Origin of the sequence: Mesorhizobium sp. M4B.F.Ca.ET.214.01.1.1, assembly GCF_004791545.1 — a bacterium.
Classification (GTDB): domain Bacteria; phylum Pseudomonadota; class Alphaproteobacteria; order Rhizobiales; family Rhizobiaceae; genus Mesorhizobium; species Mesorhizobium abyssinicae.
Genome location: NZ_SRUX01000011.1, coordinates 1 through 23,943, shown reverse-complemented (window position 1 = coordinate 23,943; position 23,943 = coordinate 1). Strand labels below are relative to the sequence as shown.

Annotated in this window: 17 protein-coding genes and 2 pseudogenes; 8 read left to right on the top strand and 11 right to left on the bottom strand. The window is 64.8% G+C overall.

Annotated features, from left to right (window positions below):
• Window positions 1–94 precede the first annotated feature (94 nt).
• From EN857_RS21305 to EN857_RS21295, 3 genes and pseudogenes are all read right to left on the bottom strand, one after another.
• A complete protein-coding gene (locus tag EN857_RS21305; RefSeq protein WP_127393373.1) occupies window positions 95–1,255 on the bottom strand; it encodes an MFS transporter in 1,161 nt (386 codons plus the stop codon).
• An 89-nt stretch (window positions 1,256–1,344) separates the two neighbouring features.
• Window positions 1,345–2,513, bottom strand: a pseudogene (locus EN857_RS21300) (MFS transporter).
• A gap of 130 nt (window positions 2,514–2,643) precedes the next feature.
• A complete protein-coding gene (locus tag EN857_RS21295) occupies window positions 2,644–4,551 on the bottom strand; it encodes a phospholipase D-like domain-containing protein (RefSeq protein WP_127393372.1) in 1,908 nt (635 codons plus the stop codon).
• A 204-nt stretch (window positions 4,552–4,755) separates the two neighbouring features.
• Between EN857_RS21295 and EN857_RS21290 the strand changes: the two genes are divergently transcribed.
• The 5 genes from EN857_RS21290 (at window position 4,756) to EN857_RS21265 (ending at window position 12,724) form a co-directional block, all read left to right on the top strand.
• A complete protein-coding gene (locus tag EN857_RS21290) occupies window positions 4,756–6,333 on the top strand; it encodes a trimethylamine methyltransferase family protein (RefSeq protein WP_128346961.1) in 1,578 nt (525 codons plus the stop codon).
• A gap of 361 nt (window positions 6,334–6,694) precedes the next feature.
• Window positions 6,695–7,180, top strand: a complete 486-nt coding sequence (locus EN857_RS21280; RefSeq protein WP_127392220.1) for a DUF559 domain-containing protein — start codon at window positions 6,695–6,697, stop codon at window positions 7,178–7,180.
• Window positions 7,177–9,747 (top strand): FAD-dependent oxidoreductase, encoded by a 2,571-nt coding sequence (locus tag EN857_RS21275; RefSeq protein ID WP_127311051.1) that lies wholly within the window; start codon window positions 7,177–7,179, stop codon window positions 9,745–9,747. Before EN857_RS21280 ends, EN857_RS21275 begins: the two co-directional genes overlap by 4 nt.
• A gap of 14 nt (window positions 9,748–9,761) precedes the next feature.
• Entirely contained in the window at window positions 9,762–11,351 is a 1,590-nt protein-coding gene (locus EN857_RS21270; RefSeq protein WP_127392221.1) for a glycosyltransferase family 39 protein, read from the top strand.
• 20 nt (window positions 11,352–11,371) lie between these two features.
• Window positions 11,372–12,724, top strand: a complete 1,353-nt coding sequence (locus EN857_RS21265) for a Xaa-Pro peptidase family protein (protein WP_127392222.1) — start codon at window positions 11,372–11,374, stop codon at window positions 12,722–12,724.
• A gap of 1 nt (window position 12,725) precedes the next feature.
• Here EN857_RS21265 and EN857_RS21260 read toward each other — a convergent pair whose 3' ends face one another.
• Together EN857_RS21260 and EN857_RS21255 are read right to left on the bottom strand one after the other, a co-directional pair.
• A complete protein-coding gene (locus EN857_RS21260) occupies window positions 12,726–13,526 on the bottom strand; it encodes a PhnD/SsuA/transferrin family substrate-binding protein (RefSeq protein WP_127392223.1) in 801 nt (266 codons plus the stop codon).
• A 90-nt stretch (window positions 13,527–13,616) separates the two neighbouring features.
• Window positions 13,617–14,627, bottom strand: a complete 1,011-nt coding sequence (locus EN857_RS21255; protein ID WP_189379712.1) for a fatty acid desaturase — start codon at window positions 14,625–14,627, stop codon at window positions 13,617–13,619.
• A gap of 227 nt (window positions 14,628–14,854) precedes the next feature.
• Between EN857_RS21255 and EN857_RS21250 the strand changes: the two genes are divergently transcribed.
• Window positions 14,855–15,697: a helix-turn-helix transcriptional regulator gene (locus EN857_RS21250; RefSeq protein WP_127392224.1), complete on the top strand. Its 843-nt coding sequence runs from the start codon at window positions 14,855–14,857 to the stop codon at window positions 15,695–15,697.
• An 89-nt stretch (window positions 15,698–15,786) separates the two neighbouring features.
• The gene (bmt, locus tag EN857_RS21245) at window positions 15,787–16,803 is read left to right on the top strand and encodes a betaine--homocysteine S-methyltransferase (RefSeq protein ID WP_127392225.1); all 1,017 of its coding nucleotides are present in this window, start codon (window positions 15,787–15,789) and stop codon (window positions 16,801–16,803) included.
• Window positions 16,804–16,827: 24 nt separating this feature from the next.
• On the opposite strand, the gene EN857_RS21240 is transcribed toward bmt, so the two are convergent.
• The 6 genes from EN857_RS21240 to EN857_RS21215 form a co-directional block, all read right to left on the bottom strand.
• Window positions 16,828–17,013, bottom strand: a complete 186-nt coding sequence (locus EN857_RS21240) for a hypothetical protein (RefSeq protein WP_245493432.1) — start codon at window positions 17,011–17,013, stop codon at window positions 16,828–16,830.
• 453 nt (window positions 17,014–17,466) lie between these two features.
• Complete coding sequence (locus EN857_RS21235; RefSeq protein ID WP_127392227.1) at window positions 17,467–19,620, bottom strand: VWA domain-containing protein; 2,154 nt, start codon at window positions 19,618–19,620, stop codon at window positions 17,467–17,469.
• A 2-nt stretch (window positions 19,621–19,622) separates the two neighbouring features.
• On the bottom strand, window positions 19,623–20,180 hold the full coding sequence (locus EN857_RS21230) for an RNA polymerase sigma factor (protein ID WP_128346821.1): 558 nt from the start codon (window positions 20,178–20,180) through the stop codon (window positions 19,623–19,625).
• Between the two features lie 182 nt (window positions 20,181–20,362).
• Entirely contained in the window at window positions 20,363–21,094 is a 732-nt protein-coding gene (locus EN857_RS21225) for a dienelactone hydrolase family protein (RefSeq protein WP_127394225.1), read from the bottom strand.
• A 104-nt stretch (window positions 21,095–21,198) separates the two neighbouring features.
• Window positions 21,199–21,888: a 4Fe-4S dicluster domain-containing protein gene (locus EN857_RS21220; RefSeq protein WP_127394224.1), complete on the bottom strand. Its 690-nt coding sequence runs from the start codon at window positions 21,886–21,888 to the stop codon at window positions 21,199–21,201.
• An 89-nt stretch (window positions 21,889–21,977) separates the two neighbouring features.
• Window positions 21,978–23,552, bottom strand: a complete 1,575-nt coding sequence (locus tag EN857_RS21215; RefSeq protein ID WP_128346820.1) for a trimethylamine methyltransferase family protein — start codon at window positions 23,550–23,552, stop codon at window positions 21,978–21,980.
• Between the two features lie 274 nt (window positions 23,553–23,826).
• On the opposite strand from EN857_RS21215, the pseudogene EN857_RS35830 reads away from it, so the two are divergent.
• Window positions 23,827–23,943: pseudogene (locus EN857_RS35830) on the top strand (cobalamin-binding protein); the annotation flags it as partial.

The window sequence follows — 23,943 nt, the reverse complement described above, 5'->3', positions numbered from 1 at the left end:
AAAGCTAGTCAGGCGGCCTCGCCTACATCGCGTCACGGACGCTCACATTCAAGATGGCAATGACAGCTTGTCGCGACGAAACGCGGCTTTTCCTTCACATCACGCGCCGGCGCAGAACGGTCGCCACCGCCAGTGCGGCACAGATCGCGCCGAGAGTGGCCGGCAGGCCGGACGCGCCGGTGATATCCATGACGCCGCCGGTGAGTGGCGGCACCAGGATGCCGCCGACGCCCCACATCAGCGAGAAGGCGGCGTTGCCGGCGACCAGCGCCGAGCCGGTGAAGCGCTCGCCGAGCTCGATGATCGACATCGTATAGATGCCGTAGGAGACAGCGCCCCAGATGAACACGCAGGGCCAGATCAAAGGCGTCTCGATCAGCAGCGGCAGCAGCACGCAGCCGAGCACGGTCAGCGACACGCACAGGAAGCGCACCAGGCGCGCCGTCAGTCTTTCGGCCAGCAGGCCGAGCGGCACCTGCATGGCGATGTTGCCGGCGATCATCGTCGACAGCAGGGCCGACATGCTGGCCTCGGCAATGCTGTAGTGAGTGCCGTAGACCGGCAGCAGCGCCAGCACCGCCTGCTCGAAGCCGGCGGCCACGACCACGGCGGCGAGCAGCAGCCATGCCTTCGGCATGAAGCCCATCACCGAAACCTGCTGTCCGGCCTCGTCGACCTTGGGCAGACGCCCAAGCACCAGCGCCAGGCAGCCGCCGCAGAAGACAAACGCGGAGATGCCGACCAGGAAGGGCGGCCAGCCCTCGGTGCCGACCGCAAGCAGGCAAAGCGGACCGGCGGCGAAACCGGCCGAGATGACGGTCGAATAGACGCCCATGACGCGGCCGCGGCGCGACGGCGGCGCCAGCGCGATCACCCAGATTTCGCTGAGAACATAGAGCGGGTTGGTGACGACGCCGATCAGGAAGCGCAGCGGGAACCACAGATAGACGTTCTGCGTCCAGCCGACCAAAGCCAGCACCAGCGCGGAAAGCGCGGCGCAGGTGAGTGCCGTCCGCCCCGGCCCGAAACGGCGCGCCAGCGCCGGGATCATCGGCGAGGACAGGATGAAGCCGATCGGCGTCATCGCCGCCGAAAGCCCGATCATCGCCGGCGAGATGCCCTGGCGCTGCAGGATGAAGCTGAGCAGCGGGTAGCTCAGGCCTTGCGCGATGGCGAAGACCGAGACCGTCGCGATCACCCCGGTGATCGCCGCCCACTGTATCGTTTCGTCGCTGTTCGTTTCGGCGGCGCTCATGGCCCTTCCTCCGCCGGCAGCCTTAGCGGTTCGGCTGGACAGCCGTAACCCCCTCACCCGCGAAAACCGCTTGCTCCAGCCAAACCCTGTCAGGAACTTCGGCGGCTGGCCGACCTGTAGAGCGCGAAGGCCACCAGCAGCGCATCGAGCCCGACGATCACCGCCGGCAGGCCGAGTGGGCCGACCGCCTGCATCAGCGCACCGGCGCCTGGCGGGCCGACAATGCCGCCCGCGCCCCACATCAGTGCGAAGGCGGCGTTGCCGGCCACCAGCAGACTTCCCTTGAAGCGGCTGCCTAGCTCGACCAGCGCCATCTTGTAGACGCCGTAACCGACCGCGCCCATCACCACCAGCACCGGCCAGACCAGCGGCGTCGTGATCAGCAGCGGCAGCGACAGCGCGCAGGCGCCGGTCGCCAGCGCGCAAAAGACGATCATCGCACGGCCGCCGAAGCGCTCGGCCATCAGCCCGAGCGGGATTTGCAGCAGGATGTTGCCGGCCGACAGCGCCGTCACCAGCGCCGCGAGCTTCGCCTCCGGCAGGCCGTAGCCGGTGCCGAAGACAGGTATCAGCGAATAGGTGCTCTGCTGCACGGCCGCCGAAACCAGCACCGCAAGCAGCAGCGCCGGCGCCAGCCTGGCGAACCCGGCGATGCCGCCGGAAGCCTGGCCGTCATCCTCGAAGCCGGCGAGTTGCGAAGAGACGGCGCGCAGGATCAGCGCGCACAGGCAAAAGCCCGCTATGGCGGCGATGAACGGGGGCCAGCCGGACGCGCCGAGGGTGATCAGGATCAACGGCCCGGCGGCGTAGCCGGCGCCCATCAGCGCGTTGAACACGCCCATCACCCTGCCGCGGCGCGACGGCGCCGCCAGCGACAGCGCCCAGACCTCGCCAAGCACATAGAGCGGATTGATGACCACGCCGACGAGGAAGCGCAGCGCGTACCAGGCGATCCAGTTCTGCAGATAGCCGATGCCCAGGAAGCATAGCGCGCCGATCAGCGAGCAGCCGACGGCGAGATTGCGCGCGCCGACCAGGCGCACGGCGGCCGGCACGAACGACGCCGACAGCAGCAGGCCGACCGGCATCATCGCCGCCGAGAGGCCGATCAGCGCCGGCGACAGCCCTGCCGCTGCATCAGCAAGGTGAACAGCGGATAGCTCAGCCCCTGCGCTGCGCCGAACATGGCCAGCGCCGTGGTGACGCCGGCCAGTGCCGCCCATTGCGTTCCCGCCTCGCCATCGCTCGCCGCCGCCATCGCGCCATCCGTCTGCATCGCCCAGCCTTGGGCGGCATGCGATCCGGCTAGCGGCTCGACACTGGAAAAGGAAGGGCCGGTGGCGAAATCTGCTTGCGCCAACGGCCATCGCGCCTCAGGGCCACGCAGACTACGGGAAGTAGCGGGCGATCGCCCCCTTCTTGCCGTCGGCATAGGGTTTCAGCCACTTGTCGTCGATGGAAATCCCGTCGTCAGCCGACGGCCCCTTCCCGATCGTCCGGCGCCATGCGCGGAACTTGTAGTGGTCGAAGACGTCGAGCATGTGCACCGCATAGGCCGCGGCAAAGGTCTTGTCGCCTTCGACGATGACCAGGTTCTCGTCATTCTCGTAGGACGCCTTGTAGCCGAGGTTGTGGCTGCCGGTGATGACGGTGGCATTGTCCTCCATCGGATCGATGATGACGATCTTGTCGTGCACGATGGAGTGCCCGACGGTCAGCACCTCCGCCTGGAAATCGCGGGCGATCGTGGCGCCGGTCAGGTTCGCCGCCCTGACGATCGAGACGTTCGGCGCCTCCCAGGCCTTCTCCGGATAGACGAAGGGCGACTTGCCGTCCTTGTTCGACTTGTGGGTCACCGGATCCCTGGTTGGGGCGACATAGTTGGGCATCGCGGTCTCGTCGCTGATCGCGCCCTGCACGATCAGCTTCGGATCCGCATTCGCCGCCGCGACCGCCTGGTCGACGATCGAGTTCTCGCCGAGCCGCGACGGATTGAACACGAGAAACAGCACCGCGCGCTTCGCCGCCTTGATGCGGGCGAAGACGTCCTCGAGGTCGACCGGGCGCACCGAGATGTCCTTCTTGCTGCGCTCGGGATCGTTCGGCGAAAACCACACCGTCATGCCGTCCAGCGCTGCGCTGGCGCCGTTCAGCGGGTTCGAAATGTGGTTTTCCTTGCGAAACGGCACGCCCTGCTTTTGCGCCACATGTCCGGCGGCGCTTTCGCTCGCCGGCGGCGGGAAGACGTCGGCCTTCATGCGCTCCCAATAGGCGTTGAACACGTCTGCCATCGCCGGGTCGTCGCGGACGAAGGCGTTGTTGGACTGCCCGCAAATGCCGGTCGAGGTCCAGTTGGTGCTGCCGGTCATCACTGCTTGCGGCTTGCCATGGGCATCGCGGTAGACCGCGAACTTGTTGTGGCCGATATGGTTGTTGTTGAACAGGCGGTCCGTCACCACGACGCCGGCATCGCGCAGCCGCTTCCGGAACGGCGCGTTGCCGAAGTCCCATTCCTTCGTCTGCTCGTCCTTGCCCGAATTGGAAAGGATGACTTCGACGACATCCTTGGCGGCGATGATCGCGTCGCTCAATTCGTCGTCGCCAAGCTCGTAGAGCGCAAGCCTGACGGAGCCACCTTGGTCCTTGGCCCGCTCCATCAGGCTGATCAAAACCTGGGGCACATCGCCTTGCAGATAGGCGCGTATCTTGCTCGCCGGGTTCTGCAGCTCGGCCCTGATCTTGTCGCGCTGTCCGACCTTGATGCCGGCTTCCGCCAGCGCGTGCGACATCCATTGCGTCGACAAGACACCATTGGTGAAAGCGACCCGCGCCTTGCCGAACATCTGCCCCAGGAAGATCGGCGGACTGACGGCGCCCTGGCCGAGATAGCCGAGAGGCCGGGCCGCGCCGGTATAGGCGGGTTGGCCGTCGACCACCTGCTCCGGACGCACCGGCACCGGCTCGAGGCCCGGCTTCATGTCGCCGACCGGGCGCACCCGATAGGCGATCATTTCGCCTTCCGGCCGGATCGTGAGGCTGTCGCGGCGCCGGCGCACCGTGAGGTCGCGCCAGAAGGTCTTCTGCACCGGCCACACGCCGGTGTCCTGCGGAATCCAGCGTGGATTGCGTTGCCCCTTGAACGGCACCCATGCCGCCAGGCAACGCTCCTCGCCGGTGTCGGGATAGAGGCGGACGATCTCGAAGCCGAGGCAGCCCGGGATCATCCCGTCAATATCCCAAGCCAGGAACGCGACCTCGTTGTTGGTCGCCGCACGCACTTTGATGACATCAGGCATCGCCACCCCCCTCGAGATGCTCGGCGCGTAAGTATAGCAGAAGTAAAAGACGAAACTGTAACAGGCTTCACGTTGCGAAGCGCTGGGCTCTCGGTTGGCGCTCCGTCATGTCGCTTCCCTCGCCCTAGTGGTCGCCGCCTCCTCACCGGCGGCATTGGCGGCGGTCCATTATGCCGCCGACCTTCGCATCCCATGAGGCTTTTCATGACCGCTGCCCTTCACCCCGCCGAACCGGCACTGGCAACCGATCGCGCCCGCCGCGGCGGCCGCGCGGGCAAGCGCGCCGGTGGCTCGGCGGCGTTCGAGCAGCCGCCGTTCCGGCAGCTGAAGAATCCGCTCGCGCCGACCAGGCTGGTCTCGGATGACGAATTGGAATCGATCCACCTCGCCTCGCTGCGGGTGTTGAAGGAGATCGGCGTCGACGTGCTGCACGACGAAGCCCGCCGCATCATGAAGGCGCATGGCGCCGACGTGCGCGACGGCAGCGAGCGGGTGCGCTTCGACAGCGACCTGATCCTCGAACTGATCTCGCACTGCCCGCCGGAATTCACGCTGCATGCCCGCAACCCGGCGCACAATCTGCGCTTCGGCGGCAACAACGTCATCCTCTCGATGATGGCCTCGGCGCCCAACTGCTCCGATCTCGACCGTGGCCGCCGTCCGGGCAACCAGGCCGACTATCGCAACTTCCTGCGCCTGGCGCAGATGCACAATATCCTCAACTGCACGGGCGGCTATCCGGTCGAGCCGATCGACATCCATCCCTCGGTCCGGCACCTGGAATGCATCCGCGACCTCGCCATGCTGACCGACAAGGTGTTCCACATCTATTCGCTCGGCAAGGAGCGCAATGTCGACGGCATCGAGATCACCCGCATCGCGCGCGGCATCAGCCATGAGCAGCTGCTCGAGCAGCCGTCGGTCTTCACCATCATCAACACCAACTCGCCGCTCAAGCTCGACGTGCCGATGATGGAAGGCATCATCCAGATGTCGAGCAAGGGCCAGGTCGTCATCGTCACGCCGTTCACGCTCTCGGGCGCCATGGCCCCGGTGACCATCGCCGGCGCGCTGGTGCAGCAGAACGCCGAGGCGCTGTCCGGCATCGCCTTTGCGCAGATGGTGAAGAAGGGCGCGCCTGTCGGCTATGGCGGCTTCACCTCCAATGTCGACATGAAGTCCGGCGCGCCGGCCTTCGGCACGCCCGAATACATGAAAGCGCAGCTCGTCGGCGGCCAGCTCGCGCGGCGCTACAACATCCCCTACCGCACCTCCAACACCTGCGCCGCCAACACCGTCGACGCGCAGGCCGCCTACGAAAGCGTCTTTTCGCTGTGGGGCGCCATCCAGGGCGGCGGCAATCTGATGATGCACGGGGCCGGCTGGCTCGAAGGCGGCCTGCGCTGCTCCTACGAGAAGACCATCCTCGACATCGACCTGTTGCAAATGGTGGCCGAGTTCCTGACCCCGCTCGACCTGTCGGAGGACGCGCTCGGCTTCGACGCCATCCAGTCGGTCGGTCCCGGCGGCCATTTCTTCGGCACCCAGCACACCCAGGACCGCTACAAGACCGCCTTCTATTCGCCTGTCCTTTCCGACTGGCGCAATTTCGAAAGCTGGACGGAGGCCGGTTCGCCGACGGCGCTCGAAAAGGCCAACCGGGTCTGGAAGGAGCGGCTGGCGTCCTACGAAGAACCCTATATGGACCCGGCGATCCGCGAAGAACTGAACGACTTCGTCGAGAAACGCCGCGCCGAAGGCGGCGCCCCGACCGATTTTTGATCTTCCGTCGGTGATGAACAGTCGACCCCCACTCCGTCGAGCTTCGCTCGACACCTCTCCCCCGATCGACGGGGGAGAGGAAAGGCGCGAGGCGATTCCAGCCGGCACCCTTCCTCTCCCTCCGGAGGGGGGAGAGGGGGCGCTGCGAAGCAGCGACGGAGTGGGGGAAGCCACTCCTCAAACGCGCAGTCGCCGCAAAGCGGGCGCGACCCAGAAAGCAGGAAATCAAGCTGATTTGGTGCACGGTCGACCCCCACTCCGTCGAGCTGCGCTCGACACCTCTCCCCCGATCGACGGGGGAGAGGAAAGGCGCGAGGCGATTCCAGCCGGCTCCCTTCCTCTCCCTCCGGAGGGGGGAGAGGTGGCGCCGCGAAGCGGCGACGGAGTGGGGGAAGGCGCTTCTCAAACGCGAAGCCGCCGCAAACAAGGCACCACCAAGCGAGCAAGAAACCTGCGTCAAGCAGGCAATCAGGCCGAAGCATTGCTTTGGCTCGAACTGAAGGGTCGCAAGCTTGGCGGCTACCGCTTCACGCGCCAGTTTTCCATCGGCCCCTTTTTTGCGGACTTCGCATGCCGCGAAAATTGGCTCGTCGTGGAAATCGACGGCCACCAGCATGCAGACAGTTCATATGGCCGCCGCCGCGACGAGTTCATGCGCGCCCAAGGTTATTCGATCCTGCGCGTTTGGAACCATGACGTCCTGAAACATCGCACTTCCGTCTGTGAAACCATCCTTGCCACGCTTGATGGCAGGCTAACCGAAAACATCGCGGTATCCGGTCTCCGCTTTGTCTTCACGCCTCGCTCACTCGATTCAATCTCTTCAAACACGGACCTATCTGTATGAAATCTCATGTCAAAGCGGTTGTCATTGGCGGCGGCGTCGTCGGCTGCTCGGTGCTCTACCATCTGGCCAAGGCCGGCTGGACCGACATTATGCTGATCGAGCGTTCGGAATTGACCTCGGGCTCCTCCTGGCATGCCGCGGGCGGCTTCCACACGCTGAACGGCGACCCCAACGTCGCCAAGCTGCAGGCCTATACGGTGCAGCTCTATAAGGAGATCGAGGAGATTTCCGGCCAGTCGTGCTCGCTGCATCTCACCGGCGGCGTGATGATGGCCGACACGCCGGAGCGCATGGACTTTCTGCGCCTTGCCCACGCCAAGGGCCGCTATCTCGGCATGGACACCGAGCTGATCACGCCGTCGGAAGCCAAGGCGATGTTCCCGCTGATGGACGAGAAGAATTTCGTCGGCGCCATGTGGGATCCGGTCGAAGGCCATCTCGACCCCTCCGGCACCACCATCGCCTATTCCAAGGCGGCGAAAAAGCTCGGCGCTGAGATCGTGCTGCGCAACCGCGTCGTCGACCTGACGCAGCAGCCGGACGGCACCTGGAACGTCGTTACCGAGCAGGGCACGGTTCACGCCGAGCATGTCGTCAACTGCGGTGGCCTGTGGGCGCGCGAGATCGGGCGCATGGTCGGTGTCGAGCTGCCGGTGCTGGCGATGGAGCATATGTACCTGCTCACCGAGCCGATGCCGGAGGTCGAGGAATTCAACAAGTCGACCGGCCGCGAGATGATCGGAGTGCTCGATTTCAAGGGCGAGATCTATACCCGTCAGGAGCGCAACGGCATCCTGCTCGGCACCTATGAAAAGGCCTGCAAGCCGTGGTCGCCGGTGAACACGCCCTGGGATTTCGGCCATGAGCTCCTGCAGCCCGACATCGACCGTATCGCGCCGTCGCTGGAGATCGGCTTCAAACATTTCCCCGGCATCGAGAAGGCCGGCATCAAGCAGATCATCAACGGCCCCTTCACCTTCGCGCTCGACGGCAATCCGCTGGTCGGCCCGGTGCAGGGCCTGACCAATTTCTGGTGCGCCTGCGCCGTCATGGCCGGCTTCAGCCAGGGCGGCGGCGTCGGCCTCGCACTGTCCAACTGGATGGTGCATGGCGATCCCGGCTTCGACGTCTGGGGCATGGATGTCGCCCGCTTCGGCGAATGGGCCGGCCTGCGCTACACCAACGCCAAGGTGCGCGAGAACTATTCGCGCCGCTTCTCGATCCGCTTCCCCAACGAGGAACTGCCGGCCGCTCGCCCGGCGCAGACGACGCCGCTCTACGACACCATGCTCGCCAACAACGCGGTCATGGGCGACTCGTGGGGTCTGGAGACCCCGCTATGGTTCGCACCGAAGGGCACCGAACCGAAGGACATCGTCTCCTTCCACCGCTCCAACGATTTCGGCCCGATCGGCGAGGAGGTGCGCGCCACGCGCGAGAAGGTCGGCGTCACCGAGATCGCCAACTTCGCCAAATACGAAGTCTCCGGACCAGCAGCCGAGGAATTCCTCAACCGGCTGATGACCAACCGCATGCCGAAGGTTGGCCGCATCGTGCTGACCCCGATGGTCAACGAGTTCGGCAAGCTGATCGGCGACTTCACCATCGCCAAGTCGGGCGAGGACCGGTTCATGATCTGGGGCTCGTCCGCCGCGCAGAAATACCACATGCGCTGGTTCGAAAAACACCTGCCGAAGGACGGTTCGGTGCGCATCCACCGTTTCGACCAGACGCTGGTCGGCCTGTCGATCGCCGGGCCGAAATCCCGCGACCTGCTGCAGAAGCTGGTCGATGTCGATGTCTCGACCAAGGCCTTCCGCTTCATGGATTTCCGCGAGATGGCGGTCGGCGGCGCGCCCTGCATGGTCAACCGCATCACCTATACCGGCGATCTTGGCTACGAGATCTGGATGGCGCCCGCCTATCAGCGCCTCGTCTATAAGGCGATCAAGGAAGCCGGCGAGGAATTCGGCCTGGTCGACTTCGGCATGCGCGCGCTTCTGTCGATGCGCCTGGAAAAGAATTTCCCGACCTGGTTCCGCGAATTGCGCCCGATCTACGGTCCGTTCGAGGGCTCGATGGATCGCTTCATCAAGCTGGAGAAGAACGACTTCATCGGCCGCGAGGCGTCCGCCAAGGAGCACGCCGAAGGCCCGAAGCTGCGCCGCGTCTCCTTCATCGTCGATGCAGCCGACGCCGATGTGATGGGCGACGAGCCGATCTGGGCCAAGGTCAGCAAGGACTACGGCACCGTGGAAAAGCCGCATGGCTATGGCGCGCCGCGCTTCGACACCACGGGCAAGGAAGTGCGCGGTTCGCAGGCTGCCGAAGGCGCCTCCGCAGTGCGCGGCATCGCCGATGGCGACTGGCGCGTGGTCGGCTGGGTCACTTCGGGCGGCTATGCGCACTACGTCCAAAAGTCGATGGCGCAGGGCTATGTGCCGGCGGCGTTGGCCGAGGACGAAAGCGCCGGCCTGTTTGAGATCGAGATCCTCGGCCACCGCCGTCCGGCCCGCATCAATGTCGAGCCGCCCTTCGACCCGAGCGGCGAGAAGATGCGCACGTAAAAGGGCGACAGCGCGTGCCGGATCGTGTAGTTGGCGTTTCGACCAAGCACGGTTCGACCGGCCGCTATCGGAAGACGACGTCCTTGCAGCATCTAGAGAAATGGACCGACTGGCTTTGCGACGACAAGGCCGGTCCATTCAACGCCGCGCTCGCCTTTGCCGTCACATACTGCCTTGTCCAGGTCGTGGTGATGACGCTGTCGTCGCACTGGGCAGGCACTGGCGTCGGCGTCGATGAATCCGAGCAATTGATGGTGATGCGGGTCCTGGCGGCTGGCTACGGCAGCTCGCAGCCACCGCTCTATACGTGGCTTGCCCACCTGACGGCCTCGCTGGTCGGAACCAGCATCCTCGCCCTCAAGATCGTGAAATACGGTCTGCTGGCCGCAGGGCTCGCAGCATACTTCACCGCGGTGCGCCGGCTCGGCTTCTCGAATCGCGCGGCCGCGGCCGCCATGTTCGGCCTGCTTCTGTTTCCACAGATCATCTGGGAAATGCAGCATGCCCTCACCCACTCGGTCGCCATATTCTGCTTTTCGTCGGTGCTGTTCCTGGCGCTGGTCGAGCTGCTGAAACGGCGATCCCTCGCCGCCTATGTGCTGTTCGGCCTGGCAACGGCTGCGGCGATGCTGTCGAAATACAACAATGTCATCTTTCTCGCCGCGCTGCTCCTGGCGGCGCTGTCGCTGCGCGAAACCCGCGCGGCGATCTTCGACCGCCGCTTCCCGATCAGCGTGGTGGTGGCCATCCTTGCCTGTCTCCCGACATTCCACTGGAGCCTCGCGCATCTCGAAGACTTGCTGTTGCACAGCGACGGCTTCGGCGTTGCCGAGGGTGGCAGCGCGGCGGCGACTGCATCGCTCGGCGTGTTCGGGTTGGGCAAGGCGATACTCAACTTCGCCGGGCTTCCGGTCGCCGTCTTCGCCGTTGCGTTTTTGGTGGCAATCAGCAGACCCGCGCCATCGTCAGAGCCTTGGCCCTGGCCCGAAAAGCTGCTCTGGCGCGCGATTGCTTTTGCTCTGCTGATTACGCTGGCGGTGGTGCTGGCGGGCGGCGTGACGCAATTTCGCGATCGTTGGATGCTTCCGGTTTTCGTTCTGCTGCCCGCTGCCCTTGCCATGCGTCTGGATGCCATGGGCGACAGGGGCAGGAAGACGCAAGCCACGATTGTCTTCGCCGGCGCCGTCCTCGCCATCCTGGTGCTGCCGGTAAGCTGGTACATGCAGGTGTACGGCGGAGACAGCCGCGGGCGCATCGTGCGGATGGACTATCATTCGCTGTACGGCCAGCTCATGTCCGAAGGGCCGGTGCGCACGGTGATATCCAGCTGGTTCTGGGCCGGCAATTTGCGTCTTGTCGATTCCGATCTCGTCGTGCTCGACGACGAGATACCCGATTTTGCCGCGTCGATCCGCGAACCAGCCGTGCTTGTCCTGGCGGCTGACGACGGCGAGCCGAATTCGATCATTTTCGACAGGATCGCCAAGGCCGGCTACGCGATGGACACCATCCATCGGCAGGTTGAGGTACCTCAGTTGCTCGGCGGCACCCCTGCGACCCGCCAGCTCACGATAGCCAGACTTCACAGGATCACGGCGCCGTAGCGCGCTTCGGGAGGGATCGCATGGAGACACAACGCTTCGGCCGCCATCGCAAGATCATGCCGTTCGAACCGGAAGCGGCCGGCTCCGTTGAAGTGCTGCGTGAAGCCTCCCGCCAGAAGGCGGCCTCGCTCAACCAGCATGTGCTGGGCTACGGCGCGCAGGCCGAGGCCGAATGGCAGGCGGCCGGCATCGCCGCTCCGGACCTTGCCGCCATGCGCAAATACCGGCTCGACCGCATCCGCTCCGAATTGAAGCGCCGCGGCTATGCCGGCGCCCTGCTCTACGACCCCGTCAACATCCGCTACGCCACCGACTCGACCAATATGCAGCTCTGGGTCGCGCACAATCCGACCCGCCATTGCTTCGTTGCCGCCGAAGGGCCGGTGGTGCTGTTCGACTATTTTTCCTGCGAGCACCTGTCCGATCATTCCGGCGTCGTCGACGAGGTGCGGCCGGCGGTGTCGTGGATGTATCTCTACAGCGGCGAGTTGACGCCGTTGAAGGTCCGCCGCTGGGCCGCAGGCATCGCCGATCTGGTGGCGCAACATGGCGGCGGCAACCGCCGCATCGCCGTCGACCACATCAATCCGGAGGGCGCCGAGGAGCTTGCCCGCCTCGGCGCCAGCATCGGCAATGGCGAGGCGGTGATGGAGAGCGCGCGGCTGATCAAATCGCCGGACGAGATCCTCGCCATGCGCCGTTCGATCGTCGCCTGCGAGGCGGCGATGGGCGAGATGGAACGGGCGCTGGAGCCAGGCATTTCCGAAAACGAGCTGTGGGCGGAGCTGCATCGCGGCAACATCGCGCGCGGGGGCGAATGGATCGAGACCAGGCTGCTGTCTTCCGGTCCGCGCACCAATCCCTGGTTCCAGGAATGCTCGTCGCGCGTCATCGAGGCCGGCGATCTCGTCGCTTTCGACACCGACCTCATCGGCCCGTATGGCTTCTGCGCCGACCTCTCGCGCACCTGGCTCTGCGGCGACGGCAAACCCTCGAACGAGCAGCGCGATCTTTTCCGCATCGCCGCCGACCAGATCGCCCACAACACCGAACTGATGCGCCCGGGCATCTCCTTTCGCGAGCTTGTCGAGCGCGCCGCGGTGCCGCCCGGCGACTGTTTCCCGACACGCTACGGCGTGCTCTACCACGGCGTCGGCCTGGCGGACGAATATCCGACGCTGCCGTATGCCAGCGACTGGACCGACGATACGCCGGACGGCGTGCTCGAAGCCGGCATGGTGCTGTGCGTCGAAAGCTATATCGGCCGGCTGGGCGGACGCGAGGGCGTCAAGATCGAGGAGCAGATCCTCATCACCGAGACCGGCAACCAGCAGCTCTCGAGCTATCCGCTCGACGAGCGGTTGCTTGGCTGAGTCACTCGAGGCCCTCGATCGCTTCGCGCAACGCCGCTACCGTCTCTGGCGGCGTGGCTCGGGCGGTGATGAACGGCAGGCCCTTGCGCCGTCTCGTCCAGCCGACGACCTTCACGTGCCTTGCCGCCGGCTCGAAGCGCTTGGCCAGCGCCCAGCTCTCGCAGTCGATCGCCGCGACATCGGCCCTGCCCTCGGCAATGGCGACGATCGATGAACGGTGGCCGCCGCTCTGTATCTGCGAAGCAAAAATGTCGAGGCTTTCGCCCATCGCCTCCAGGTCCCGCGTCAGCCCGAGCAGGCCGGACATGGAGTCCGGATTGTTGAAGGCGAAGCGCTTGCCGCGGATGAGATCGAGCGGGATCGAGGCGCTGCCATCGGCCGGCGATGCGACGGACTGCCCGCCGTCGGTCGGCATGACGATCGCGCTGGAATAGAGCTCGCCCTGCCCGCCCTCGACGGCATCGTAGCTCGGCTGGCCGATCACCTGGACATGGCTTGCGAGCCCGAGCTCCATCGGCCCCCAGCAGGTCTGCCCGAACAGCAGCGCCGGATGCAGCCAGAGCCCGTGGAAATCGAGCTCGCCCGCCGGCAGCGTCGCCGGATCGGGCGCGATGACCTTGCCGGCTGCGTTGCGGATGCCGCCGGGCACCGGCGGCAGGTCGCCATTGACGCGGACGAGCGTCTCCGGCGCGTCGATGCCCTTGCCCCTGATGGCTTCGCGCAGCCGCGCCCATTGCGCGTCGACCTCGCCCCTCGCCTCGGGCCAGTCATACATCGGCAAGGCCGCAACGAATTCGCTCATGCCTGGATTTGACCGCCGTTCTGGAAAACTGACAAGATCGCGGACGCGAGCCGCCCGCAGCATGGATGCCGCGTGGCGGCTATACTGGGATCATTCCTTTGGCGGCTCGGCCGGAACCGGGGCGCTGCCAAGGCCATTGATGCTGCGCGCCCGGACACGCGGCTTGAATGCCCGGCCCGGCTCCGGCGCGCGCCGCAGCACCGGATGGACGATCGGCTCCTTGGCCTTGAAGGCATGCGCCTTGAGCAGGGCGAAATAGTTCGGATAGGCATAGCCGTTGTTCATCCGCAGCCATTCCTCGCGGCGGTCGCGGAACAGCTTCGGCAGCCGGTACCAGGCAACCGTCGGGCTCTTGTGATGAACGAAATGCAGATTGTTGTTGAGGAACAGGAAGGACAGCGGCGAGCGCTCGATGATCACCGTGCGCCCTTCCGGATGTTCCGACCACTGATGCTCGGCATAGGTGCGGACCGAAATCATCGACTGGCCGAGCCAAACGGGTACCAGAATGTAGAGCCACAGCGGAATGCCGAAGCCGTACGTCACGATCGGCACCACCATGGCAAGTCCGGCGGCGTGCAGCAGCCATGCCTTGCGGATCGCCTTGTCGCCGGCTGCGATCTGCTTGGCGTCGTCGATGAAGAAGCCGATCGACGACAGCCACGGACCGAGGATGAGGCGGCCGACCATCGTGTTGTTGATCTTCAGCAAGAGTTTCATTGCCGGCGGCAATTCCTCATGCATCCAGAGCGCCTGGTAGTAGCTCTCCGGATCGTCGAGCGGATCGGTCAGCCGCTCGTCGGCATGATGGCGAAGGTGGATCGTCTTGAAGCGGCGGAATGGCCATACCATGCCGATCGGCAGGAAAACGAAAGCTTCATTGATCCGCGCGTTGCGTGTCGGATGGCCATGCAGCACTTCGTGCATCAGCGACGATTGCAGTGCCGCTATCAATGCCAGGGCCGCGAGAGCCAGAAGTGGGTAAGATGGCCAAAGCAGGAAGCCGGTGGCAAGCCAGGCGCCGTAGCAAAAAAATGCGAGGAACACGGTCGGCCATTCGATAGCCGCTGCACTGCTACGTCTCTTAGTCATGCTTGCCATGCGATCGACCACTGCCCTCCAGTCGCCGGAACCACCTTGATTCCTGACAACATTGTGTCAGGAGCCTGTCGTTGCCGCAACGCGACAAAGCGCACAAACTGTTGCGAGTGCGCATTTTCAGCCGCATATGTTATACATTGTAAACAAACAGAGGATTCATTTCCGCCTGAGCCACGTTCAATCCGGCTACGGCGCAAATTTTTCCTCTCCGAAGCAGGAGCAGCCTGATGGACAAGCGCGATCTGTCGACCCTCTTCCGGGACCGTTTGAAATTGCTCTTGACACGCTCGGACCTGAACCAGTCGGCTTTCGCGACAGCGGTCGGCATCGACCGTTCGGCGCTCTCGCAACTGCTCTCCGGGACGTCGACCCGACTGCCCCGCGCCGAGACGCTGCTCAACATTGCTGCCGAGTTCAAAGTGTCGCTCGACTGGCTGCTGGGCCTCAGCCATGACGAAGGCGTCACCGGCGAAATCCGCGAGAGCCTGGAGATCGAGGAGGCGCCCGACGGCTTCGACCGCACGCTGCTCGCCAAATGGCACTCCGAAGCGGCGGGAACGAAAATCCGCTACGTGCCGGCCGGCATTCCGGACCTGCTGCGCACCGAGGCGCTCGTCGACTACGAGGCGAACATCACCAACAAGAGCCGCGAGGCTCAGGCGGGCGAGACGCAATACCGCATCGACTACACCAGGCGCCCTGAGACCGACATGGAGGTCTGCATGCCGCGCCACACGCTGGAGATCTTCGCGCGCGGGCTGGGCGTCTGGGACCGCTTTCCCGAGGCCAACCGCCGCCAGCATCTTCTGCACATGGCAACGCTGCTCGACGACCTGTATCCGACCTTTCGCCTGTATCTCTATGACGGGCGCATGCGCTATTCGATCCCCTACACCATCTTCGGACCCTACCGCGCCGCGATCTATGTCGGCGACATGTATCTGGTGCTCAACGCCCCCCAGCCGATCCGCACGCTGACCAGCCATTTCGACAATCTGATCCGCGCTGCCGACATCAACGCGCATGAGGCGGCGAGCTTCGCGCAAAGGCTGGCCGAGCTGCGATTTTGATGGCTGGACGCCGGCTTTGACATTGACGACATATAAAGAGTTCTTTATATCCTTATCTCAACAAAGAACTCCGTAAGGCGTATGTCATCATGACCAATCCGATCGAGGCACTGCTTGCCGAAAAGGGTGTGCTGCTCGCCGATGGCGCTACCGGCACCAATCTGTTCGCCATGGGCCTGGAGGCCGGCGAGGCACCGGAGCTGCTGAACGAGACCGCGCCCGACACCATCACCAGCCTGCACCAGAATTTCGTCGACGCCGGCGCCGACATCATCCTGACCAATTCCTTCGGCGGCACCCGCCACCGGCTGAAGCTGCATCATGCGCAGGATCGCGTGCATGCGCTGAACAAGCGCGCCGCCGAGATCGCGCGCGCGGTGGCCGACAAGTCCGGCCGCAAGGTGATCGTCGCCGGCTCGGTCGGCCCGACCGGCGAATTGCTGGTGCCGCTCGGCGCCATGACCTATGACGAGGCGGTCGACGCCTTCGCCGAGCAGATCGAAGGCCTCAAGGCGGGCGGCGCCGAAGTCGCGTGGATCGAGACCATGTCGGCGCCGGACGAGATCCGCGCCGCCGCCGAAGCCGCGATCCGCGTCGGACTGCCCTACACCTATACCGGCTCTTTCGACACCGCCGGCCGCACCATGATGGGCCTGCTGCCCAAGGACATCCACGGCGTCGTCGACGGGCTGTCGCAAGATCCGCTCGGCGTCGGCGCCAATTGCGGGGTCGGCGCGTCCGACATCCTTGCCTCGCTGCTCGACATGACCGAGGCCAGGCCGGAGGCGACGGTGATCGTCAAGGGCAATTGCGGCATTCCGGAATTCCGCGGCACCGAGATCCACTATTCCGGCACGCCGGAACTGATGGCCGACTATGTCCGGCTCGCCGTCGATGCCGGCGCCAAGATCGTCGGCGGCTGCTGCGGCACCTCGTTCCAGCATCTTGCCGCCATGCGCAAGGCTCTCGACGCGCACACCAAATCGAGCCGGCCGACCATCGAGACGATCGTCGAGCGCATCGGCCCGATGCGCAACAAGGTGGCTACCGCAAACACCGCCGAGACCAGCGAGGCCCGCCGCGAACGCCGTCGCGGCCGCGCCTGACCGTTTGATCGGTCGCCGTTTCGATTATTCGCTGTTTTCGGCGTAGCGCGACAGCGCCGTGTTGAAATCGGTGGCGCTGCCTGCGTCGCTGCCCATGCTCATCAAGGCGCCCGATGCGCGGGGATCGCTGATCTGCTCCAGCATGACGCGGAAGCGGTCATTGTTCAGGGCCGACTTCGCGGTGTTCCTGGCCGCCTCGACATCATTCATGATGCGCCGGGATTCCGCCGACGGCGCCTGCGAGGCGGTCGACTGAACGTCCCTTGCAGCCGGCGTTGAATTCGCAATGTCTCTGATCAGCACTTCCGGCCCCCACAAGCCCGTGTATTAGCTTTTCGTAACAAGAGGGAATTGCGATCATATTCCTGAAAAGCCTCGCAATTTAACGATCTGCCGAAAAGGGAGCCGGCTTCAGGATCTATTGAGATTCAGGTCAGGCCGAGCCGAAAATGGTGAGTTTCCGACAACCGGAGCGGAGCGTACTGAAGTACGTGAGCACCGGAAGCGCAGGAAACCTCCATTTGCAGGCCGGCCTCACATGAATCTCATCAGATCCGAAAAAAAGGCCGGCAAGGTTCCCCTCGCCGGCCTGCCTCACCCGCCCGTGGCCGGTTCCCCGTATCAGAACGATCCCCGTCTGAAAGGAACCGGCCGTTATTGCCACTACCGGTTACCGCCCAGCGCCGAGGCAAGGCGCACAAGCGACAGGAATTCCGACCTGTAGCCAAACGGATCGGCTCCTCGGGCGGCGGTGGCAATCTCCATGATCTTGTCGTAGCCGAACTTCGCGGTCGCATCCTCGTCGCGCAGCTTCTGGCCGAACGCCGCGACCGCGACCGAGAAGCGCTGGTCGGTGCCGGCCTGGTCGAAGGACTGGACTTCGTTGGCTGACGTCACTGGCGTGGTGATCAGCTTCGAGGTGTCCTCGTCCGGCAGCTTGTAGCGGATCTTGACGAAGGCATATTCGTCGGCATTGGCGACGCCGCCATTGTTGACCGTTGCCTGGCCGTAGCGCAGCGGGTCGATCTGCTCGCCGCCGCTGCCCTTCGGCGTGATCTCGTAGATCGCCGTCACCGAATGGCCCGAGCCGATATCGCCGGCATCGACGCGGTCGTTGTTGAAATCCTCGCGGTTGAGCGCGCGGGTCTCATAGCCGATCAGGCGATATTCCGAGACCTTGTTCGGATTGAACTCGACCTGGATCTTGACGTCCTTGGCGATGGTGAACAGCGTCGAGGACGCATCTTCGACCAGGACCTTCTCGGCCTCGGCGAGCGTATCGATATAGGCGGCGGTGCCGTTGCCGTTTTGCGCGATGGTCTGCATCATCTGGTCGTTCAGGTTGCCGCGCCCGAAGCCGAATACCGACAGGAAGACGCCGGTCTTGCGCTCCTGCTCGATCAACCGCTTCAGGTCGTCGTCGTCTGTCTGGCCGACATTGAAGTCGCCGTCTGTGGCGAGCATCACACGGTTGACGCCATCCTTGACGAAGGATTGCTGGGCAAGCTTGTAGGCTTCCCGGATCCCCGCCTCGCCCGCCGTCGAGCCGCCAGGCTGCAGATGGTCGATGGCCGACAGGATCTTGTCCTTCTCGGCAACCTTGGTCGGCATCAGCACCGTGCCGGCATCGCCCGCATAGGTGACGATCGAGACCGTATCGTCCGGCTTCAGCTTGCTGACCAGCAGACGGAAGGCCGACTGCAGCAGCGGCAGCTTGTCCTGCTCGTTCATCGAACCCGACACGTCGATCAGGAACACCAGGTTGGCCTTGGGCTGCTCGGTCGCCTTGACGTCGAAACCCTTGATGGCGACGTGCATCAGCTTGGTGTGCTCGTTCCACGGCGTCGGCATGACGCTGACGGTCGAGTTGAACGGCGTCGAGGCCGCATCCGGTCCCTTCCAGTCATAGGGGAAGTAGTTGATCATCTCTTCGACGCGCACGGTGTCGGCCTGCGGCAGGTAGCCTTCCTTCAGCGAGCGCCGCACGAAGGAATAGGAGGCGGTGTCGACGTCGATCGAGAAGGTCGAGACCGGGTCCTCGAGCGCGGCATGCACCGGGTTGGTCTTGAAATCCTCAACGCGGTCGCGGTTTTCCTCCTGCGGCAGCAATTGGTCGGCAGGCAGCGTGGACGGCTGCGCCATCAGCTTGGATTCGGCGGCGGTGCCCGGCACCGGGCCGCCGCGTGCGACATCGGCGGGGGCCGCGGCGCCACCATCGAGGGAAAGCTGGCCACTGACGGTCGGCGCAGGCGCCGGCTCGGTGCGCTGGAGCGCATCCTGCCGGACCAGGCCGCCGGCCTTCTCCGCTTCGGACTTCGGCGGCTGTGCCGGCGCGACCAGCACCTCGTTCAAACCGCGGCTTTCACTATCGGTGTCTTTCTTCTGCTTATCGGCCTCGGCAACCGGCTTCAGCGTCGCCGGCACTTTAGTCGCCGGCGCGTTGGTCGCCGGCACGTTGGTTGCCTGCCCGTTGGTTGCCGGCTTGTCGGCCAGCGTCTCGGTGATCTTCTCATCGCCGCCGATCTGCGGCGGCGCCTCCCTCAGCATCTGCAAGGTGGCGTATCCGGCGATCGGCAGGGCGACGAGCCCGGCAATGGCCGGCGTGGCGATCAGTTTCTTTTGCATGATCTCTCTCCAGAGCTTTTGTACCCGCTCTGTGAGACGAAGCCCGCCGGCCGATCCTTGGGCGGCAGCGAAGATTTTTTCCTGCTCGTCGAAAGCCTGCATGGCTGCTGCCAGCGCGCGCGCCTTCGCCTCGGCGTCCGGCGCCGGTGCCGTGATGTTGCGCAGCCTCTCGAGTTCGTTGTCGTCGACCATGGTCACACTTCCCCGGCTGAACGCATCAACGTCTTCAGCCGTTTCTTCGCTTCATGGATGTGCCAGGAAACGGTCGTCTCCGAGATCGCCAGCGCCTCGGCAGCATCCGCGTGGCTGAGCCCCTCGCCATAGACGAGCAGCACCGCATCGCGCTGCTTGTCCGGCAGCTTGCGCACCGCCGCCCATAGCGCTTCGGCCGGGTCCTCGGGTTCCGCCGCCTCTCCCGCGATCAGCGCGTAGGCGCCGTAGGCCTCGGCCTTGCGGGTGTCGCGGGCGCTCTTGCGCATCATGTCGCGCGCTGCGTTCAGCGTCATGGTGTAGAGCCACGTCGTGAAGGCGCCCTTGCCATGATAGTCGCGGATCGCCCGGCCGAGCCGGACGCAGACTTCCTGGGCGATGTCCTCGGCGTCCGCCTTCCTGCCGCACCAGCGATAGGCAGCGCGATAGACGAAGCCGTAGTGCCTTTCGAGCAATTTGCCGAAAGCACCCCTGTCTCCGCCCTTCGCCCGCCCGACCAATTCGGCGTCGGAGGCTTCGCCCTCGTCCAGCATCATCGCCATCATTTGCCTGTTGGACGAAGGCTAATGGCCAATCCTTGGGGTTATGGAAAGATTTTTTTGCCGCAGCGCTTTCCCTTCTCTCCGTTTACGGGGAGAAGGTGCCCGAGGGGCGGATGAGGGGCGGCGCGAACGTTCGAAGGCTCGCGCTACATGGTGCCCTCGCCGCGATCTGCGAGAGAAGGCTAGCCAAGCGTCTCGGCAAACAGCGTCGTCAAGCGCTTCCAATGGCGCTCGGCGGCGGCCGCGTCGTAGACGCTGTGGTCGGGCACGCACCAGCCATGCGCCACGCCGACATAGTTCTCGATCGCGTGGTCGACCTCGGCCACCCTCAGCGCCTCGGCCAGTCGCGCCGACTGCTCCGGCGGAAAGCTGCGGTCGACGCCGGCTACGCCGACATAGACCCTGGCCTTGATTGACGCCGCCTTGCGATGCGGGCTGTCGGCTGCATCGCTGGCCAGATTGCCGCCATGGAAGCTCGCCGCGGCGGCGATCCGGTCCGGATAGCTCGCCGCCGCGTTAAGCGCCCGCGCGCCGCCCATGCAGTAGCCGACGACGCCAACCGGCCCGGTGATCCCTGCGGCGGTCAGTGCATCGAGGAAGGCGGCGCCGTCGCGGATGGTCATGCCCTGCGTCGTGCCGCCGCTCAGCATCAAAAGCGCAGCCTTGCTCTTTTCCTCGGCAAAGGCGGTCTTGGGGTCGAACGGACCATAGGGCACATAGCGATAGAAGAGATCGGGCACCAGCACGGCGTAGCCAAGCCCGGCGAGGCGCTCGGCCATCTGGTCGAGCGCCGGGCGCGGACCGAAAATATCCATGTAGAGGATGATTCCGGCCTTGGCCGGCGCGGCTGGACGAAACAGCCGAGCTTTCGCCGAACCATCCTGGGTCTTGATCTCGAGGTCCTGCTTCGCCATTGCGCGCTCCGCTTGTTGCCAGGCGATAGATATCCGCGTCGGCCGTCAGGGCAAGTCACGGCATCTCAATCGCAGTCAAGTTTCCGTGCGGCTCGGAACCATCTCTACAGGCCGGCGAACGACGCCATGTGGAAGGCCTGAACATCTGCTGGGTAGCGAGAGTCGGAGCCATAAGGACAGGCGTTGCGGTCGAGGCAGCCGCCGCTGCGGCAAGACGCGCCATCGGCGCCGCGCACATGCGCCAGACAGGCCTGGTGCGTGAAGCCGTCCGCCGCATAGGCGTCGACCGGACAGGATTTCAGGCAAGGTTTTTCGACACATGCATCGCAAAGGTGGAGAGCTGCGTCAGGTTTGGGGATGGCAATCGCCTGCTCGAACAGCAGAGCGCCGCGATAGGCATGCCAAAGCCCGTAGCGTGGGTGCATGAGGATGCCGAGCGGCGACGGCCTTAGCCCCTCCGCCCGCATCGCCCATTGCTGGAACGGGAGATACGGCCTGTCGGAGGGCGACACGGCGCGCGCGCCGAACTCTTCCGCAACCGAGCCGATCACTGCGCGCGCCCATGTGTCGAGCGCATTGGCGAAGGCCTGCGGTTGCCGCTCCCGCCAGCGCAGGAAATGCGGCCACGGTGCAGCACCCGCCTGCCCGACCAGCAGGATGGACCTGGCGGGCATGCCGCAGCGCCCGGCGGGTGCTGTGTCTTGGCTGGTGAAACGGAAGCCGCCGCGCAGGATCAAGCCATCGACCGCGAGCACGGCCGAGATATCGTCGACCGTGCCGCGCGAAACAATCATCCCCTCTTGCCCGGCTCGGAGAATGCGCTCCGCCAGACTTCCTTGTGGATGATGTCGGCCACTTTAGCCCGGCCTGACTCGGGCTCCTTTCAAGTGAAGGCGTCGGCCATCGAGCCTTTCTTCTTGGCGATGAAGTCGGTCAGGGCTTCGTCGATCGCCGGATCGAGGTAAGGCGCCTCGTAGCTTTCCAGCCAGCGGCGGGCGAGTTCGTTGGCCCGCTGCGGCGCGGTCTTTTCGCCTTCCGCCAGCCACTGCTCATAGGAATTGTTGTCGGCAATGTTGGAGCGGTAGAAGGCGGTCTGGAAATTGGCCTGGGTGTGGTCGCAGCCGAGATAGTGGCTGCCCGGACCGACCTGGCGAATCGCGTCCATCGCCTGGCCGTTTTCCGACAGGTCGACGCCCTCGGAGAATTTCTGCTGCATGCCGAGCTGGTCGATGTCCATCATGAACTTCTCGTAGCAGGACGCCAGCCCGCCCTCGAGCCAGCCGGCGGAGTGCAGCACGAAATTCGCACCGGCAAGAATGGTCGAGTTCAGCGTGTTGGCGCTCTCGTAAGCCGCCTGCGCGTCCGGGACCTTCGCGGCGCAGAGCGAGCCGCCGGTGCGGAACGGCAGGCCGAGACGGCGGGCAAGCTGCGCGGCGCCATAGGAGACCAGCGACGGTTCCGGCGTGCCGAAGGTCGGCGCGCCCGACTGCATCGAGATCGACGAAGCGAAAGTGCCGAACAGCACCGGCGCGCCCGGCCGGATCAGCTGCGTGAACGAAGCGCCGGCCAGCACTTCGGCCAGCACCTGCGTCAGCGTGCCGGCGACAGTCACCGGGCTCATCGCGCCGGCAAGGATGAACGGCGTGACGATGCAGGCCTGGTTGTGGCGCGAATAGACCTTCAACGCGCCGAGCATCGTCTCGTCGAACACCATCGGCGAGTTGGCGTTGATCAGGCTGGTCAGCACCGTGTTGTTCTCGACGAAGTCGTCGCCGAAAACGAGTTTGGCCATCGCCACCGTGTCCTCGGCGCGCTCCGGCGCGGTCACCGAGCCCATGAACGGCTTGTCGGAATATTTGATATGGCTGTAGACCATATCGAGATGGCGCTTGTTGACGGGAACGTCGACCGGCTCGCACACCGTGCCGCCCGAATGGTGGATCGACGGCGCCATATAGGCGAGCTTCACGAAGTTCCGGAAATCCTCGATCGTCGCATAGCGGCGGTTGCCGTCGAGATCGCGCACGAAGGGCGGGCCATAGACCGGCGCGAACACCGTCGCTTTGCCGCCGACCTGCACCGAGCGTTCGGGGTTGCGCGCATGCTGGGTGTAGACGGACGGCGCTGTCTTCAGCAGCGAACGGCAGAGCCCCTTCGGGAAATGCACGCGCTCGCCCTTGACGTCGGCGCCGGCCTCTTTCCAGAGCTGCAGGGCTTCGGCATCGTCGCGGAAGATGATGCCGATCTCTTCCAGCACCGTGTCGGTGTTCTTCTCGATCAGCGCCAGGCCTTCCTCGTCCAGCACTTCATAGACGTTGATCTTGCGCTTGATGTAGGTGAGCTGGGTGCCCGGACCGCCGCCCGAGCGCGCTGCCCGTCGCGCCGCCGCGCCACTGCCAGCGCCGCGCCCGCGTCTGCCGCTCGACGGCTCCTGCTCGACTGCCGCGTTCTCGCTCATGATCGTTCTTCCCTGATTTTGTTCTGACCTGATGTGGATTGCGGCCGCGTGCGGCTGCTTCTCGCCGGATCGTAGCCATGCACCCTATTCGAAACGGCCAGCCAGCGCCAACGCCTGTCGCAAAATCGACAAGAATTCCAATAGATTTGCGGTCGCTTTCCTTTTGCGGGAAGTCGCAAATCAGCTATGGATACGCGGCCCTCGCGGGTTAGGTATTGGCGCATCGATTTTAGGCTGCCGCAGACATTCCGAGCAGCAAGGAGCCCGAGAAAAAATGTCCGACGACGAGATCATCCTTTCCGAGCTTTCCGACGACGAGCTCGTGCAGCAGATGCACGACGACCTTTATGACGGGCTGAAGGAAGAGATCGAGGAAGGCACCAACATCCTT